This is a genomic window from Pantoea agglomerans NBRC 102470, from assembly GCF_001598475.1.
Lineage (GTDB): Bacteria > Pseudomonadota > Gammaproteobacteria > Enterobacterales > Enterobacteriaceae > Pantoea > Pantoea agglomerans.
The window spans coordinates 433,644-450,246 of sequence record NZ_BCZA01000002.1; the positions used below are offsets into that span (position 1 = coordinate 433,644).

At 55.5% G+C, this 16,603-nt stretch carries 14 protein-coding genes and 1 tRNA gene; 9 read left to right on the forward strand and 6 right to left on the reverse strand.

Translation table 11 applies throughout. From position 1 onward, the window contains the following. The first annotated feature begins 144 nt into the window (after positions 1-144). Both PAG01S_RS22210 and PAG01S_RS05600 read left to right on the forward strand, forming a co-directional pair. Positions 145-279 (forward strand): hypothetical protein, encoded by a 135-nt coding sequence (locus PAG01S_RS22210; protein WP_255265340.1) that lies wholly within the window; start codon positions 145-147, stop codon positions 277-279. A 72-nt stretch (positions 280-351) separates the two neighbouring features. After that, the gene (locus tag PAG01S_RS05600; protein WP_062757966.1) at positions 352-1,065 is read left to right on the forward strand and encodes an RluA family pseudouridine synthase; all 714 of its coding nucleotides are present in this window, start codon (positions 352-354) and stop codon (positions 1,063-1,065) included. 16 nt (positions 1,066-1,081) lie between these two features. Here the strand turns inward: PAG01S_RS05600 and PAG01S_RS05605 are convergent, their stop codons facing one another. Next, positions 1,082-1,621 (reverse strand): DUF2058 domain-containing protein, encoded by a 540-nt coding sequence (locus tag PAG01S_RS05605; RefSeq protein WP_010247968.1) that lies wholly within the window; start codon positions 1,619-1,621, stop codon positions 1,082-1,084. Between the two features lie 151 nt (positions 1,622-1,772). Between PAG01S_RS05605 and PAG01S_RS05610 the strand changes: the two genes are divergently transcribed. From PAG01S_RS05610 to PAG01S_RS05620, 3 genes are all read left to right on the forward strand, one after another. Further along, positions 1,773-2,405, forward strand: a complete 633-nt coding sequence (locus PAG01S_RS05610; RefSeq protein ID WP_010247970.1) for a TetR/AcrR family transcriptional regulator — start codon at positions 1,773-1,775, stop codon at positions 2,403-2,405. An 83-nt stretch (positions 2,406-2,488) separates the two neighbouring features. Next, on the forward strand, positions 2,489-3,871 hold the full coding sequence (locus tag PAG01S_RS05615; protein WP_061703798.1) for a D-arabinono-1,4-lactone oxidase: 1,383 nt from the start codon (positions 2,489-2,491) through the stop codon (positions 3,869-3,871). Positions 3,872-3,883: 12 nt separating this feature from the next. Further along, positions 3,884-4,714 carry a glycosyltransferase family 8 protein gene (locus tag PAG01S_RS05620; protein WP_033778851.1) on the forward strand — a complete coding sequence of 277 codons (831 nt, stop codon included), beginning with the start codon at positions 3,884-3,886 and terminating at the stop codon, positions 4,712-4,714. Positions 4,715-4,804: 90 nt separating this feature from the next. Here PAG01S_RS05620 and PAG01S_RS05625 read toward each other — a convergent pair whose 3' ends face one another. Continuing rightward, positions 4,805-5,926 (reverse strand): Gfo/Idh/MocA family protein, encoded by a 1,122-nt coding sequence (locus PAG01S_RS05625; RefSeq protein WP_062757968.1) that lies wholly within the window; start codon positions 5,924-5,926, stop codon positions 4,805-4,807. Positions 5,927-6,259: 333 nt separating this feature from the next. Between PAG01S_RS05625 and PAG01S_RS05630 the strand changes: the two genes are divergently transcribed. The 4 genes from PAG01S_RS05630 to PAG01S_RS05645 all read left to right on the forward strand — a co-directional run bounded on the left by PAG01S_RS05630 (position 6,260) and on the right by PAG01S_RS05645 (position 8,363). Then, positions 6,260-6,335, forward strand: a tRNA-Asn gene (locus PAG01S_RS05630). A 368-nt stretch (positions 6,336-6,703) separates the two neighbouring features. Further along, complete coding sequence (locus tag PAG01S_RS05635) at positions 6,704-7,048, forward strand: helix-turn-helix domain-containing protein (RefSeq protein ID WP_062757969.1); 345 nt, start codon at positions 6,704-6,706, stop codon at positions 7,046-7,048. Next, a complete protein-coding gene (locus tag PAG01S_RS05640; RefSeq protein WP_031591302.1) occupies positions 7,033-7,344 on the forward strand; it encodes a HipA N-terminal domain-containing protein in 312 nt (103 codons plus the stop codon). The genes PAG01S_RS05635 and PAG01S_RS05640 overlap by 16 nt, the downstream gene beginning before the upstream one ends. Next, complete coding sequence (locus tag PAG01S_RS05645) at positions 7,341-8,363, forward strand: type II toxin-antitoxin system HipA family toxin (protein WP_062757971.1); 1,023 nt, start codon at positions 7,341-7,343, stop codon at positions 8,361-8,363. The genes PAG01S_RS05640 and PAG01S_RS05645 overlap by 4 nt, the downstream gene beginning before the upstream one ends. Positions 8,364-8,488: 125 nt before the next feature. Here the strand turns inward: PAG01S_RS05645 and katG are convergent, their stop codons facing one another. The 4 genes from katG to PAG01S_RS05665 form a co-directional block, all read right to left on the reverse strand. After that, on the reverse strand, positions 8,489-10,708 hold the full coding sequence (gene katG / locus PAG01S_RS05650; RefSeq protein ID WP_045140267.1) for a catalase/peroxidase HPI: 2,220 nt from the start codon (positions 10,706-10,708) through the stop codon (positions 8,489-8,491). Between the two features lie 187 nt (positions 10,709-10,895). Beyond that, positions 10,896-13,991 (reverse strand): efflux RND transporter permease subunit, encoded by a 3,096-nt coding sequence (locus PAG01S_RS05655; protein WP_062757973.1) that lies wholly within the window; start codon positions 13,989-13,991, stop codon positions 10,896-10,898. Next, positions 13,988-15,085: an efflux RND transporter periplasmic adaptor subunit gene (locus tag PAG01S_RS05660; protein ID WP_062757975.1), complete on the reverse strand. Its 1,098-nt coding sequence runs from the start codon at positions 15,083-15,085 to the stop codon at positions 13,988-13,990. Before PAG01S_RS05660 ends, PAG01S_RS05655 begins: the two co-directional genes overlap by 4 nt. A 435-nt stretch (positions 15,086-15,520) precedes the next feature. Beyond that, entirely contained in the window at positions 15,521-16,543 is a 1,023-nt protein-coding gene (locus tag PAG01S_RS05665; protein ID WP_062757977.1) for an LLM class flavin-dependent oxidoreductase, read from the reverse strand. Positions 16,544-16,603: the final 60 nt, after the last annotated feature.

A 16,603-nucleotide genomic window follows, 5' to 3' on the forward strand; every position in this document is an offset into this window, starting at 1 on the left:
AAAAGAGAGAACTGCCCGAATTTATCACTAAAAATCGCGCAACTTGCTGAACAAATGTTCTTAATATTTTTTTCCGGATTGTTCTGTTTGTCTCTGCCGCCCTTCCTGTCAGACTTGCTTTTAAATTCACGATGGGATGTCACCATGAAACTTTCCATTCTCCTTACGCTGCTGGCTGCAACGGTCTGCTCCGTTTTTGCTGCCCATGGCAAATTTGAAACTCATGCGTCTGACCAGTCACTCTTCACGCAAAGCGGGGAAACGATCAGCGAAGAATAATGGCTGCGCGCGGCATCGTCAGTGACTGGCCAATCGGTTATGATCCGTTGCCACTTACCTGCCGGTTACCCGATGTCTGCCATTATCGATACGTTTATCGCCCCGCCCTGCTTTGATGAGATAACCCTCCTCTTTCAGGACGACCATCTGCTGGTGATCAATAAACCCAGCGGTTTGCTGAGCCTGTCAGGCAAAAATCCGCAAAACCTCGATTCGGTGCATCATCGGCTGGTGAAGCTTTTTCCTGGCTGCACGCTGGTTCATCGGCTCGATTTTGGCACCTCCGGGCTGATGGTCGTCGCACGCAGCAAAACGATTAACGCGGCACTCTGCCAGCAATTCAGCCAGCGCAGCGTGCGTAAAACTTATCAGGCGCTGCTGTGCGGGCACCTTGCCGATGACGAAGGCGTCATTGATGCCGCGATAGCGAAAGATCCGGCGCAGTTTCCCCGGATGGTGATTTGCCCGATCCAGGGGAAACCTGCGCGCTCACGCTACCGGGTCATGGAACGCGGTTATTATCAGGAAAGTTATTTTCAGGAAAAAAAGGGAAAGGGATTGCCGGTCACGCGGGTTGAACTGATGCCGGAAACCGGGCGCACCCATCAGCTGCGCATTCACTGTCAGCAGCTGGGGCACCCGATTCTGGGCTGTGATCTCTACGGCGGGCTTTTGCTGCCTGGCGCGGATCAGGCAGAGAGACTGATGCTGCACGCCAGCGGATTGACGTTTGTTCATCCTGTCAGCGGCAGCACGCTGCAACTCTCTGCCGACAGCCCGTTCTGAATGCGTCAGCGCGCTGTTACCACATCAAATCATCGGGCACTTTGAAATCAGCATAAGGATCATCTTCGTCCTGTGCTTCTTCGCTTAATGCACTGTTTAATACGATGGCACTGGCATCACGCTGCGCAATTTTATCCGCTACGCTGGCCGGGATGATAGCGTACTGGCTCTCGCCATTATTGTCAGCCGCCAGGCGGGCAATGGCGAGACGCCCATTGATCAGCTGAGTCTGCGTCAGTTTATCCACCATAATCTTTTTGATCAGGTTATTGTCGGTGAAATTGAAGCTGATGTTGCCTCTTGCCACGTCAATTTTGTTCATTTCGATCAGCTGTTTGACCTGCGCTTTGTACTCTTTAGACAGCACAGCCAGCTTCTGCTGCTCGTTCAGCTGCTTATCCCGCTCAAGCTGCGCTTTTTTGTTATCTTCCACCGCCGCTCTGGCTTCGCGTGCCTGAACCCTGGATTTCTTCGCTGTCCGCTGAACCTTGTCCATTTTTTTGCTGGATACTAATCCCGCTTTCAGCATCTGCTCTTGCAAGGTGAGTTTTGTCATTGTCGTCTCTGAACCTGTGAAATAATGTCCGGGATTATACCTGTAATCATCCGGGCTGTACCAGGTTGCCGCACCTGCCACGCCCGCGATTGCGGGCAGCCTCTCAACACTGTGCTAACATTCCCCGGTCAAAATCACCTTATTGAGCACCATGTCAGAGCTAACAAAACGTAAAAATGACCCTGAAGGGCTGAAAAAACGCATTATCGCAGGCGCACTGAAAACCTTCGCGGAGTTTGGTATGCAGGGTGCCAGGCTGGAGCAGATTGCTGAGCATGCGCAAACCACTAAACGCATGGTGGTCTATCACTTTGGCAGTAAAGAGCAGCTTTATATCCACGTGCTGGAGCAGGTTTATCAGCAGATACGTCAGCACGAAACCGGCCTGAACCTGGCGGCGATGGAGCCGGAACTGGCCATGACCCGCCTGGTGGAAGCCAGTTTTGATTACCATGTCGAGCATCCCGATTTTATCCGGCTGGTCTGCAGTGAGAACCTGTTGCGCGGGCGCTACATCACCCAGTCGCCGCAGATTAAAGCCCTTAATCGCAGCGCGCTGGATCTGCTGGATGACATTCTGGCACGCGGTCAGCAACAGGGCGTGTTCACTGCCGATGTGCAGACCATCGATGTCCATCGCCTGATCAGCAGTATCTGCGTTCATCACGTCTCAAACCGCTACACCTTCAACGCCCTTTTCAGCCCGGACAACAGCGAAGCAGAGAGTATCCGCCGCAATCGTCAGCTGGCTGTAACCGCAACGTTACGCTATATCCGCAAATAATTGCCCGCAGGCCGGGCTGCGCTTAGCCATAGTCTACGCTTACTGATACTTGTCACTAAAATGCAATAATAAGGAATGCTGTTGTGAGCAGAGATGCACGCCTCTATCCGCTTCGTCAGACCCATGTTGAACCCGATGATGATGCGCTGTGGAACTGGGCGCAGAACGCGCAAATCGGCAGCCGTCACCAGGTTCAGCGTCCCGCCAGTGAAGCGGAATTACAGAGACTTATCCGGGAGTCACACGGCCAGATTCGGGTGATCGGCAGCAAGCTGTCGCCTGGTCGTATGCTGCATGTCAGTGATGACGATGTGCTGCTCGATCTCAGCGCCCTGAGCGGCCAGCTTGCCAGTGATGAACAGAGCGTGACCTTTGGTGGCGCGACCCCGCTTGAGCAGGTCTATCGCAGCCTGACCGAAATGAACCGCATGCTGGCTTCATCGCCAGGCGTGATTGCGATTCAGACACTGGCGGGCGCGATGGCGACCGGAACGCACGGCCAGGGATTGCAGCAGAGTTCGATTGCCGACGAAGCGCTGGCAATCAGAATGGTGCTGGCCGATGGCAGCGTGCGCGAATTTGTTCGTGGCGACGCTGACTTCCCGGCAGCGCAGGTCTCACTGGGCGCACTAGGCATTGTTACCGCGGTAACCCTGCGTACCCAGCCGTTTAGCATCTTCACCTGCCACAAATATGCCGTCTCTGCCGATACCCTTGAAGAGGATCTGCTGCGCTGGAACAACGACTATCCGCTGAGCAAAGCCTGGTGGTTTGTCGATGACAACCTGATGCACGTCTGGAACGCCCATGAGGCGAGTGATGAAGAGCGTCAGCGCTACGAAGCGCAGGGTCGTCAGGTGGTGGAACATGAGGGCGACGTTGACGAAAGCCTCAACGACACCATCGACCAGACGCTGGCACATATGCACCGCGATACGCAGATTGAGGGCAAAGGGGGAAAACAGTTTCGCACCGTCACCCGTTTTCGTGATTTCACCGATGTTACCGGTGACATTTACCAGCTCTTCTGCCGCGGCATTGCGGTGCCGCAGATCAATGTGGAAATCGGCGTGCCGCTGGCAAAAACCCCGGCCATCATTCGCCGCATCAAGCAGTGGTATGCCGAGAACCGTCCGCATATGCACTACCCGATTATCCTGCGCTGCACCGGTGCATCATCGGCCTGGCTCAGTCCGGCCGCTGACCAGCCAACCTGCTTTTTCGGCTTCGTGGTCTATTACGCCGACGATGGTTCGCTGTCACAGGAAGGCCTGCACTTCCTGACTGAAGTGGAAAAACTGCTGGCCGAAGAGGGCGGACGCCCGCACTGGGGCAAATATTACGATGAAGAACGCTACAACTGGCGTGAGATCTATCCGCAGTGGGACACCTTCCGCGCCCTGCGCAGCCAGCTCGACCCAAATGGCCGACTGGGTAACGACTACATCACGCCACTTTTTGACTGATTGAGGAAAGCTATGTTTGCCTGGGTAACGCTGTTAACTCAACCCGATTATCTGGTGGGCGTGAAAGCGCTGCACCGTTCGCTGCAACAGAGCCACAGCCAGTGGCCGCTGGTGGTGATGACCACGCCGGCGATTTCAGCGTCTGACTGTCAGATTTTGCAGGATGAGGGCTGTGTCATTAAACCGGTCGACCCCCTCTATCCGCGCGACGATCTGGATCAGCACTACGCATCGGCGCAGTTCGGCGAAGTCTGGACCAAGCTGCGCGCCTGGCAGCTCACCGATTATGAGCGCGTCGTGTTTCTGGATGCCGATATGCTGGTCCTTCAAAACATGGATGAGCTGTTTACCCTGGATCTGGGCGATAACCCGCTCGCCGCCTGTCACGCCTGCCGCTGTAATCCCAACCAGATTGCCTCTTATCCGGCAGAGTGGCAGCCTGAGCAGTGCCACTATACCTGGCAGGCGCGCGGTGAAAAGGCGCCAGAGAGTGTGGATCTTTACCTGAACGGCGGTTTTCTGGTGCTGAAGCCCGATAATGCGATGTTCGACGCACTGGAAAAGCGTATTGCCGCCATTGATGATCTCAGTAACTATCCCTTCTCCGAGCAGGATCTGCTGAACGAAGTGTTTGCCGATCGCTGGAAGCCGCTCTCTTACATCTACAATGCCTTGAAAACGCTGCCGTTTCAGCACAGCGGTCTCTGGCACGATGAAGAGGTGAAGAACCTGCACTATATTCTGGCAAAACCGTGGAAACGCGATCTCAGCCAGCCCGAGAGTCAGCGCGATCGCTTTTATGCGCTGGATAAATTGTGGTGGGAAAAAAGCGGTCTGATCTGATCGGCTGTGGGCGGGAAGCCAACGTTTCCCGCCCTGCCCGCCTGGGTTAATCAACACATCGGCAATACCCTCTATCCCTCTGATTCTGCCCTATACCTCAATCCAGCGGCGTTGCACTGCTGAGTGAGCAATCGCTTCCAGCACCTTCTGAACCTGCAATCCCTCTGCAAAATCGGGCCACATGCGATCGCCCGCTGCGATGCCGTTGATCAGGTCGCGAATCTCCACCGTTTTCTGATCGTTAAAGCCGATGCCGTGCCCGGCAGAAACACAGAAATTTGCGTAGTCAGGGTGCGCTGGTCCGGTCAGAATAGTTTTAAATCCCTGACGCCCGGCCGGTTCGTCATGCAGATAAAGCTCCAGCTCCGCCATGCGCTCCTGGGTGTAGCGTAGTGTGCCTTTGGTGCCGGTGACAACGTAAGTCAGTCCCATCTTTGCGCCACAGGCGATGCGTGAGGTTTCAATCACGCCATGCGCACCGTTATGGAAGCGAAGCAGCGCGCTGGCCTGATCTTCGTTTTCGACCGGTAACTGCCGCGCAGGCTCTTTCGGGTCGGGCCGGGAGGCGATCACCGTCATCATGTCGCCGCTGACCTCAGCAATGTCACCAACCAGGTAGTGCGCCATATTAACGATATGCGCCGCCAGATCGCCCAGCGCACCGAGGCCTGCCAGCGCTTTCTGACAGTGCCAGTCGAGCGGCGTTTCCGGTCTGGCGAGATAATCCTCGTTATGGGTGCCGTAGAAATGCACTATGTCGCCTATCTCACCATTGGCAATGATCTCTTTCGCCAGCTGGCTGGTAGGGTTTTTCATATAGTTGAAGCCCACCAGCGTTTTAACCCGTGCCGCATCGGCTGCCGCCACCATCTCCTGCGCATCCGCCACGCTTAACGACAGCGGCTTTTCTGAATAGACGTGTTTGCCATGGCGTATCGCCTCCAGCGCCATCTCTTTATGCAGGAAGTTGGGGGCGCAGATATCCACGACATCAATCGCCGGGTCGCTGACCAGCGCGCGCCAGTCACCCGTCGAGCGCGCGAAACCAAAGGTCGCCGCCTGACGGGCGGCCAGCTCGGGGTTCACTTCAGCCAGCATCTCCCGCACGATTTCGCCTTTCAGCGCAAATACGGTGGGAGCCTGCGCATATGCAATCGCGTGGCAGCGTCCGATATAGCCGCTGCCAATCATGCCGATTCTGACTTTGTTCATTTCAACTCCAGAGATTCAGTTCAGGGTTGAAATGGAATCTACGTTTCGTTTTTATTGCTGACAAAGCCAGAATCCACACTTTGTGACGCCCATAAAAAACTATCCGGTTAAATCACGCGCCTGGCCGCCTGACAAGGGCTATACAGCGCCATAACACCTCATAAACACCTCAGTTTTACACGTGCCGTTTTGCCGGATGAGTCAGCCGCACAGGCAGCTCTTTCAGTGCTTAAAACGCCATAGTGGCGACTATTTCAGCAGTCGCGCTAATTTATGAAAAAGAGCTTTGACATGGCCCGGCGTGGCCGTTACTATGCGCCCCGTTCAAACGATTCCTCTGTAGTTCAGTCGGTAGAACGGCGGACTGTTAATCCGTATGTCACTGGTTCGAGTCCAGTCAGAGGAGCCAAATTAGAAAAGCCTGCTTAGGAAACTAAGCGGGCTTTTTGCTTTTCATACTTCTGATAAAATTTTTGCGTCTTACTCAGTCTGTTTCCTCTTCAAATTCCCCGTTCTTTTCGTTATTGCCAGATACTTAGACATTCGGTTCCGCCCTCACTTAAAGGTTCATTTCTGACCCCTACATCTCATACTCTCTTTAACAAATGCATTAACAGTGGCTTAAAGTGTCATAAATGACCTTTCATTCGCATATTTCACACTCTGGCTGTAAGCTGAGAAGATGCTGCCGTTAATAGGTTCAAAAATGACCCTTTTAGTACTATAGTCGGACCATATCGTTTCAAAAACGTACTGAAACTGCAGAAAAGGTCAAAAATGAACCTTGATGAGATTAACTCTTCGCTGCTGAGCCTTTCTGAGTCAGATCGGCAAAAGGTATTGGCGGGGTTAGCTTTGAGTAGAGAAGCCACAACAGAAGCAATAAATGCGGACAAACCGGACACCCGATCGGAGCTGAGTGATCTGACGTTTCCGACACTGCCACAATTACTGGCCAATGAACTCAAACGACAAAACATCACCTATGAAGAGATGGCGATTCAGATTGGTGTATCACTCTCAACATTTAAACGACTGATTGCTAAACCATCTTCTGCAAAGGCAATAAATCTTCACGCCTTACTTAAAGAACTGGGTATAAAAGTATGGCTCGAAAAATAGAGGTGTGGCTTTACAACACGCTGGCAGGAACGCTGAGTGAAGGGCAAAACGGTTATACTTTCTGCTACCTGCCCACTTATGTCGGCTGTGCGATATCTCTCAGCATGCCGGTAAGACCTGAGCCCTATTTAAGTGAAGAGCTACATCCCTTCTTTAAAGGTTTAGCGCCGGAAGGCTGGTTGCGAAAACGCTATTCTGAAATTCAAAAAATTGATGATAAAGATCTGTTCGGCTTACTGATGGAAAATGGTAACGATTTGCTTGGGGCTGTCGTCTTTAAAGAGATAACATCATGAATTCAGAACGCTGCCTGATCACATTAAAACGGCTTAAAGAATCTGAGCTAAAAACCGGCTACTCAACAAAAGGCATCCGGCATCTGCTGGGTAGTCTGAATGTGGCTCTTAGCCTGCCGTTTACGCGCAGTCAGTTTATTCAGGAACTCCCTGAACGTCAGAAAGGCATGAGCATTTCAGGCTATCAACCCAAACTGTCGCTTCGCCTGGCAAAGGGAGAACTGGTGGTCGTCAGCAATGATGGCACCTATATCCTGAAACCCTCTCCGGAAGAATACCCACACCTGGCAGAAAACGAGCATGCCACTATGTGTGTTATGCAGCGTCTGAAATTTGACGTACCCCCGTTCGGACTGATGCCATTCAGACACGATGAAAATCGGCCAGAAGAACTGGCGTTTGTCATTAAAAGGTATGACCGGACAGCGTCAGATAACGCGAGATTACATCAGGAACAGCTGGATGGCGCGATGGGTCTCGGCGATAAATATGGCAGGATTGATAATCATAAAGCCATCAGTTATGAGAAAGCCGCTAAATTCCTGAATACCAGAGTGAACAGCAGTTTAAAGAGTAAACGTGACCTCTTTTTGCGCATCGTGTATGCCTATGTACTGGGAAACAATGATTTTCATCTGCGCAATATCGGGATTATCCTGCCTCCGCAGGGTTCACCCTGGCTGGCCCCGGTTTATGACTTTATCAGCGTTGTGCCCTACCCTGCAGCGTTTGGAGAGTATTTAGCTTTGCCCCTGCTGGAACGTGAAGAAAATGATGCAGGAAACGCACCGGGGATCAATTCAGAGTACGGAGAATATCTGGGTGCAGACTTTATCCTGCTTGCCCAGGGTATGGATATTAATCCGACACTGGCACGAAAATGGCTTTCCGAGGTGGTGAGTCATCATCAGCTTATTATCGATACTTATAATGAAAGTCATATGCCTGAATCGCAGCGGGAAGCAGTACTTGACTACGTGGCCCGAAGAATCACGTTACTGGCAGTGACCGAAATTTAAATGATGCCATTAACCTGTTGTACCTGGGTTGTAAAAGGATAGTTAAGCGGTCGAATAACTCACCTGCTCTCATAAAAAAACCCGCTAATATCAGCGGGTTTCAGGTTTTACAACGTCAACAGCAATCAGAGTTCAAACCGATCCAGATTCATCACTTTGGTCCAGGCGGCAACAAAGTCTTTGACGAATTTTTCACGGGCGTCGCTGCTGGCGTAGACTTCTGCCGAGGCGCGTAGCACCGCATTGGAGCCAAACACCAGATCGGCGCGCGTGGCGGTGAAACGGGTTTCGCCAGTGACGCGATCCCGTCCAATGAATTTCTCATTGGTCGAATCGGCGGCTTTCCACTCGGTGCGCATATCCAGCAGATTCACGAAGAAGTCTGTGTTCAGCGTCCCTGTGTGGTGCGTGAAGATGCCGTGCTGACTGCCATCAAAGTTAGCACCCAGCGCACGCATTCCGCCAACCAGCACCGTTAACTCCGGCACGGTCAGGGTCAGCTGCTGCGCTTTATCGATCAGCAGATTTTCGGTTGTGGTTTTGCCGAAGCCAGTACCGTAGTTACGGAAACCATCTGCACGCGGTTTCAGCAGATCAAATGACTCGATATCAGTCTGATCCTGACGCGCATCAACACGGCCCGGAGTAAATGGCACGTCAATTTCAACGCCAGCTGCTTTCGCCGCCTGCTCAACGCCGACCACACCCGCCAGCACAATCACATCTGCCAGTGAAGCCTTGTGCGCTTCACGCTGCACCGCTTCCAGCGTCGGCAGCACGCGTGCCGCGACGGCATTGACGTCCCACTCACGCTGCGGCAGCAACGCCAGGCGGGCACCGTTGGCACCACCACGTTTGTCGCCGCCACGGAAGGTTGATGCCGATGCCCAGGCAACCGAAACCAGCTCGCTGACGCTGAGGCCGGTTGCAGCGATTTTCTCTTTCAGCTGCGCGATATCCGCCACGGTTGGATGATAAGCCGGTGCAGGCAGCGGATCCTGCCAGATCAGATCTTCCTGCGGGACTTCAGGTCCGATGTAGCGCGCTTTTGGCCCCATATCACGGTGAGTCAGTTTAAACCAGGCACGGGCAAAGGCTTCGTTGAACGCCTGCGGATCGTTGTGGAAACGACGCGAAATCTTTTCAAACTCCGGGTCAAATCGCAGCGTCAGATCGGTCACCAGCATGGTCGGCTTGTGTTTCTTCGCGGCGTCAAACGCATCCGGGATAATATCCGGCGCATCAGCTGCCACGAACTGGATGGCACCGGCCGGGCTGCGCGTCTGAACCCACTCATATTTGAACAGGTTCTCGAAGAAGTAGTTACTCCACTGGGTTGGCGTCTGAGACCAGATTACTTCCAGACCGGAGGTAATCGCATCTGCGCCAACGCCCGTGCCGTGGCTGTTGACCCAGCCCAGGCCCTGCGCCTCAATCGGTGCAGTTTCCGGATCGACACCGACGTGGCTGGCCGGTGCGGCACCGTGGGTTTTACCCAGCGTATGTCCACCAGCAATCAATGCCACGATCTCTTCGTCGTTCATGCCCATGTTGCCGAAAGTGGCGCGAATAGCCGGGGCCGCAGAGGCAGGATCGCCGCTGTGTTCCGGACCTTCCGGGTTCACGTAGATCAGACCCATTTCGGTAGCGCCCAGTGGCGACTGCGCCAGGGATTCCGGGTGACGGTGTTCCAGCCAGGCGGCTTCTTCACCCCAGTTCACATCCATATCCGGTTCCCAGACATCTTCACGTCCGGCACCAAAGCCAAAGGTACGGAATCCGGAGTTTTCCAGCGCGACGTTGCCCGCCAGAATGTAGAGGTCGGCCCAGGAGATCTTCTGACCATACTTCTGTTTAACCGGCCACAGTAAGCGGCGCGCTTTATCCAGACTAACGTTGTCTGGCCAGGAGTTTAGGGGTGCGAAGCGTTGCTGACCACGACCTGAACCACCGCGTCCGTCCACGGAGCGATAGGTTCCGGCGCTGTGCCAGGCCATACGAATAAACAGGCCGATGTAGCTGCCCCAGTCAGCGGGCCACCAGGCTTGTGACTCGGTGAGCAACCCTTTGATGTCAGCTTTCAGCGCTGAGTAATCTAATTTGGCAAATTCTTTACGGTAATCGAAGGATTCATCAAGCGGGTTCGAACGGGATGAGTGCTGATTCAGCAGGTCAACCCGGAGTTGATTAGGCCACCAGTCGCGGTTGGTTGTTCCGCCGCCCGGCGCCTGATTTTCCTGAGAAGGCTTACCAGCATGAAAAGGACATTTGCCCTCGGGCGCTTCGCGATCGGCTTCGACAATAGGCTTTGCATCTTTTGCATCTTCATCAATGGAATTGCTCATGGTCACACCTCTTTTTTGTATTTTCATCGCTACTCTATAGAGGATTTTCAGGATCGCACACCTGTCTCATCCTATCTGTTTGATAGCTTTTACCTTTTTATACACCTTCTTCAAAAGCTTAAAACAATGAATTGACGGTTGCTGCCAGGCTGCAGAGAGCAGCGAAGCGGCAACCGTCACCCTGAGACTATTCCGACAGCGCCGGTTTCACAACTGCCGTTTTGCTGCCCGGCAGGCGGATGCGGAACCAGATAGCGTACATTGCGGGCAGGAAAACCAGCGTGATCAGGGTGCCGCCCAGCGTCCCACCAATCAGGGTATAGGCCAGCGTTCCCCAGAACACCGAGTGGGTCAGTGGAATAAACGCCAGAATCGCCGCCATTGCCGTCAGCAGCACCGGACGGGCACGCTGCACTGTCGCTTCGACCACTGCATCAAAGGGTGCCAGACCCTCCTGTTCATTGTGGTGGATCTGCCCTATCAGAATCAGCGTGTTACGCATCAGTATGCCCGACAGGGCAATCAGCCCGACCAGTGCATTGATACCAAACGGCTGACTGAACAGCAGCAGCGTCGGCACGACGCCAATCAGCCCGAGAGGCGCAGTCAGAAAGACCATGATCATCGCCGACAGAGAACGCACCTGCAGAATGATGATCAGCAGAGTGATCGCAATCATGATCGGGAACAGTGGGGCCATCGCCTGGGTCGCTTTACCGGACTCCTCTATTGAACCGGCCAGTTCAATGCGGTAGCCCGCGGGCAGCGTCGCGATGATCGGTTGCAGGGCTTTGTTCAGCGCCGTCGAGACGTCAGGCGGCTCCAGGGAATCGGCGATATCACCCCGAACGGTGATGGTCGGCGTGCGGTCGCGCCGCCGCAGCACGGGATCTTCCATTTTCACCTGCACATCACCAATCTGCGATAAGGGAATACGCTGACCCGCGGCGCCCACCAGCGTGAAGTCGGCGATTTTAGCCGGATCGAGCCGGGTTTCTCCGGCCGCACGCCCCACCACCTGGACCGCGCGGATATCTTCCCGCACGGTAGTGACAGGCACGCCCGACAGCAGAAACTGTAATTGCCGGGCGACGTCACTGGATGTCAGCCCCACAGCCTGCAGCCGGTTCTGATCCAGTGAGAAATGCAGCGTCGGCACGGGGGCGCCCCAGTCGGTGTTCACCGTCCTCATCATCGGGCTGGCCCGCAGGACCGCTTCCACCCGATCGGCAATCGCGCGCAGATGGGCCGGATCAGGCCCCATCACCCGCCACGCCACCGGATAAGGGGAGTATGGGCCAAACACCAGCTGCGTTACACGAACCTGCGCTTCAGGCACCAGACCGCTGGCAATGGCGGCGCGCAGCTGCGTTTTCAGTGCCTCACGCGCGTCCTGACTGTCGGTCAGTACCACCAGCTTAGCAAAGGCCGGATCGGGCAGTTCCGGTGCCATCGCCAGATAAAAACGCGGTGGCCCCTGACCAATATAGGTGGTGACGATTTTTACCTGCTGCTGCTGTTTAAGCCATGTCTCAACCTTTTCAGCCGCTGCGCGGGTCTGTTCTATGGCGCTGCCGTAGGGGAGCTGAACTTCAACCAGCACTTCAGGCCGGTCTGAGGTCGGGAAAAACTGTTTTTTCACCAGCGCCATACCGAGCACAGCGGCGATAAACAGGGCAATCACCACGCCTGCCACCCAGCCTTTACGGGCAATCACGCGGGTCAGCAGGCGGCGAAAGCGGTTGTAGTGGCGGGTGTTGTAGATCGCTGCGTGGCCGCCTTCTACCGTTTTGATGGCTGGCAGCAGCTTTACGCCAAGATAAGGGGTGAACACCACCGCGACGATCCAGGAGGCGATCAACGCGATGCCGACTATCCAGAACATATTGCTGGTGTACTCGCCCGCCGTGGACTGCGCAAACCCATTGGGCATAAACCCGACGGCCGTAACCAGGGTGCCGGCCAGCATGGGTGCCGCCGTATGACTCCAGGCATAGGCAGAGGCCTTGATGCGGTCGTAGCCCTCTTCCATTTTCACTACCATCATCTCAATGGCGATAATGGCGTCGTCCACCAGCAGGCCCAGCGCCAGAATCAGCGAACCCAGCGTGATGCGGTCAAAGTTTTTGCCGGAAGCCTCCATCACCACAAACACCACCGCCAGGGTGAGCGGCACCGCAGCCGCGACCACTACCCCGACACGCCAGCCCATGCTGACAAAGCAGACCACCATCACCACCAGCAACGCCACGACGAACTTAACCATAAATTCATCAACCGCCGAGCGGATATTGACGGACTGATCGGTGACCTGAGTCAGTGAGAGCCCCAGCGGCATCGCCTGGTTAATGCGGGCGGTTTCAGCCGCCAGTGCCTTGCCGAGTTCCAGACCGTTCCAGCCTTCACGCATTACGATACCCAGCAGCAGCGCCGGTTCGCCCTGATTGCGCACCATAAAGGTGGCGGGATCTTCGTAACCCCGGGTCACCGTAGCCACGTCCGCCAGCTTCAGGCTTCTCCCCTGCGCCACAATCGGCGTCTCACGGATTTTTTCCAGTTTATCGAACGCGCCATCCAGCCGTATAAAGACCTGCGGCCCCTGCGTATCAATCGATCCCGCTGGCGTCAGGACATTCTGATCGTTCAGCGCAGCAAAAATTGCCTGCGGAGTGATGCCGAGTGTCGCCAGTCGATCGTGTGAAAACGACACATAGATGCGTTCACTCTGCTCACCGATGATATTGACCTTTTTCACGCCAGGCAGATGCAGCAGTCGCTGACGCAGTGATTCCGCTTCACGAACCAGCAGGCGCTGCGGCTCCCCTTTTGCCTTCAGCGCCAGCAGTGCAAAGGTCACGTCGGAGAACTCGTCGTTGATCATCGGCCCGATGACCCCGGCAGGCAGATTTCTGCTCTCATCACCCAGCTTCTTACGCGCCTGGTAAAACTCATCCTGAACCTGGGAAGGCGGCGTTTTATCCTGCAGGGATAACATAGTGAAAGCCAGACCGGGGCGCGTGTACGTCTCGCTACGGTCATACCACCTCAGCTCCTGCAGACGCTTTTCCAGCGGCTCGGCCACCTGATCCTGCATCTCCTGAGCCGTCGCACCCGGCCAGGCGGAGATAATCGTCATCTGTTTTACGGTGAACGGTGGATCTTCTGCCCGTCCCAATTCGAAAAAGGACAAGACGCCCGCCACGGTAATCAGGATGATCAGAAACAGCGTAATAGCGCGCTCGCGCACGGCCAGCGCTGACAGATTAAAGCGTCCCTGGCTCATGGCTGGCTCCCGGCAACGGCAGCGTCATCGGGGCGCACGCGCTCCCCCTGCTGCAACAGATGCGCGCCCAGCGCCACTATCTGATCGCCAGCATTAAGCTGACCCGTGACGGTGGCCGCCTCATCACTTATCGACACCACCGTCACCGGCCGCCAGGCAACGGTAGCGGGCTGGCCGGTAATATCCCAGACGCCTGGCCCTTTACCGGCATCGTAGATCGCCGCCAGCGGAACCTGCAGCAGCGGTTGCGACGGTTTATTCGGCAGCGTGATTGTGACGGTGGCTCCCAGCGGTGCGCTGGCCAGTGCGCCCTCCAGCACATATCTCGCCTCAAAGGTGCGCGTCATCGGATCGGCCACATCAGCCAGTTGGCGCAGCCGGGCAGAAACCGGCGCACTGCCCGCACCATACAGCGTTGCCTTTGCCTCACTTCCCACTGCCGGGCGCAGGGTCTCCGGCAACTGAACACTTGCCTCGCGCTGTCCGGCTCTGGCCAGTCTGATGACAGCCTCACCGGCACTCACAACCTGACCCGGCTCCGCCAGCGTTGCCATCACCACGCCATCGTCATCAGCCAGGAGCAGCGCATATCCGCTGGCGTTACCTGCCACGCTGGCCTGCGCCTGGGCGGCTTTCAGCTCAGCCTGAGCGGTGGCCGCAGCGGCCCGAATCTGGTCGTATGCCGACGCAGAAACTGCCCCGGTTGCCACCAGAGTGCGGTAACGCGCCTGATCGGCGCTGGCCTGTCTGACGCGTGCCTGCGCGGCGGCAACGGCCTGCTGCTGAGCCTGGGCCTGCAGCCGGAGATCTGCCGGGTCGAGCCGCATCAGCGGCTGACCGCGCTTCACCCGCTGGCCGCTGTCCACCAGCCGTTCGAGGATTTTTCCTGAGACCCGAAAGCCGAGGTCGCTCTGAACCCGGGCAACCACGACGCCACTAAACGCACGGCTGCCATCGGTGGCGCTGATGACCTTTGTGACCCTGACCAGCGGCGGCTGCGTGCGCGGATCGTCTTTGGGTGAATTATCCCGGCAACCCGCCAGCGCCAGTGGCAGCAGACAAACAACCAGAATGGCAGGATTGAACCTGAGCATAGATTACCTTCAACAGTAAGCAGGAGAGTGCCGCCATTCTCTTATCATGTGACCAATACTGTCAATAGTCACAAATTGCGTAAAGCATTGTCCGTTCATGCAGGATATGAAAACACGTTAAACCAGGGAGATGCGTTGATGAAGGGTTCAGACCCACCCTGAGCAGAGGAAACATCCCATTCAGCAATAAGTGACGAAATAAATTATAAGTCACAAAATCTGCATATTCCGTACACTGGAAACAGAGTGACGAAAAGGCTCTGTCAGGGCATGGAATGGCTCATCAGAGAGAAGTTCAGAGAGAAGTTCAGAGAGAATAAAGCAGAAAAAGCGGGGAGTGATGACGCGCGTTTACAGAAGAATCACCGCAGGCGCTTTGTCATCTGCGCCTGCGGTGGATCTCACAGCGCCCTGCTCTTCAGGGCGCTCTGTCACTTAACGCCAGCCGAGTTCCGGGGCGACATACTTCAGGATCGCCTCAATCACATGGGCGTTGTAGGCGACACCAAGCTGGTTAGGCACGGTGAGCAGCAGGGTGTCGGCTTCGGCAATCGCCTCATCCTGCGCAAGCTGCTTAATTAACGCCTCTGGCTCTGCGGCATAGCTGCGGCCAAAGATAGCGCGGGTTTTCTCATCGAGAAAGCCCACGGAATCCTGGTCGTTACCGCTGCGGCCAAAGTACGCGCGGTCCATATCATTCACCAGCGCAAAGATGCTGCGACTGACCGAGACGCGTGGCGCATGCTGATGCCCCGCTGCTTTCCAGGCCTCACGGTAGGCGCGGATCTGTTTAGCCTGCTGAATGTGGAACGGCTCGCCGGTTTCATCATCTTTCAGGGTTGAACTTTGCATGTTCATGCCCATTTTTGCCGCCCATTCTGCGGTGGCATTGGAGCCGGATCCCCACCAGATGCGGTCGCGCAGGCCTTCAGAGAGCGGCTCAGGACGCAGCAGGCCTGGCGGATTGGGGAACATGGGCTGTGGATTGGGCTTAGCAAAACCTTCGCCGCGCAGCACCTCCAGAAACTCTTCGGTGTGACGACGGCCCATATCCGCATCACTTTCTCCCGCTTTCGGTTCAAAGCCGAAGTAACGCCAGCCATCGATTACCTGCTCAGGTGAACCGCGGCTCAGACCCAGTTGCAGACGACCATTGGAGATCAGGTCTGCCGCACTGGCGTCTTCCACCATGTAGAGTGGGTTTTCGTAGCGCATGTCGATGACACCGGTGCCGATCTCAATCGTTTTAGTGCGCGCTGCAACGGCAGCCAGCAGCGGAAATGGCGAGCTGAGCTGACGGGCAAAATGGTGGACGCGGAAGTAAGCGCCATCTGCGCCCAGCTCTTCGGCGGCGACCGCTAAGTCGATCGATTGCAGTAACACATCCTGCGCGGTACGGGTGGCGGACTGCGACGAGGGCGTCCAGTGACCAAAGGATAAGAAGCCAATATTTTTCATCTGTATTTCTCCTGACAGGCGGTAAACGCCCGTGGATGCAAGGCGATTTCTGATAGAGAA

Excerpts from the sequence above, each read along its gene's own strand:
- PAG01S_RS22210 (WP_255265340.1), top strand. The coding sequence starts at position 145 with ATGAAACTTTCCATTCTCCTTACGCTGCTGGCTGCAACGGTCTGCTCC.
- PAG01S_RS05600 (WP_062757966.1), top strand. The coding sequence starts at position 352 with ATGTCTGCCATTATCGATACGTTTATCGCCCCGCCCTGCTTTGATGAG.
- PAG01S_RS05605 (WP_010247968.1), bottom strand. The coding sequence starts at position 1,621 with ATGACAAAACTCACCTTGCAAGAGCAGATGCTGAAAGCGGGATTAGTA.
- PAG01S_RS05610 (WP_010247970.1), top strand. The coding sequence starts at position 1,773 with ATGTCAGAGCTAACAAAACGTAAAAATGACCCTGAAGGGCTGAAAAAA.
- PAG01S_RS05620 (WP_033778851.1), top strand. The coding sequence starts at position 3,884 with ATGTTTGCCTGGGTAACGCTGTTAACTCAACCCGATTATCTGGTGGGC.
- PAG01S_RS05625 (WP_062757968.1), bottom strand. The coding sequence starts at position 5,926 with ATGAACAAAGTCAGAATCGGCATGATTGGCAGCGGCTATATCGGACGC.
- PAG01S_RS05635 (WP_062757969.1), top strand. The coding sequence starts at position 6,704 with ATGAACCTTGATGAGATTAACTCTTCGCTGCTGAGCCTTTCTGAGTCA.
- PAG01S_RS05640 (WP_031591302.1), top strand. The coding sequence starts at position 7,033 with ATGGCTCGAAAAATAGAGGTGTGGCTTTACAACACGCTGGCAGGAACG.
- PAG01S_RS05645 (WP_062757971.1), top strand. The coding sequence starts at position 7,341 with ATGAATTCAGAACGCTGCCTGATCACATTAAAACGGCTTAAAGAATCT.
- katG (WP_045140267.1), bottom strand. The coding sequence starts at position 10,708 with ATGAGCAATTCCATTGATGAAGATGCAAAAGATGCAAAGCCTATTGTC.
- PAG01S_RS05655 (WP_062757973.1), bottom strand. The coding sequence starts at position 13,991 with ATGAGCCAGGGACGCTTTAATCTGTCAGCGCTGGCCGTGCGCGAGCGC.
- PAG01S_RS05660 (WP_062757975.1), bottom strand. The coding sequence starts at position 15,085 with ATGCTCAGGTTCAATCCTGCCATTCTGGTTGTTTGTCTGCTGCCACTG.
- PAG01S_RS05665 (WP_062757977.1), bottom strand. The coding sequence starts at position 16,543 with ATGAAAAATATTGGCTTCTTATCCTTTGGTCACTGGACGCCCTCGTCG.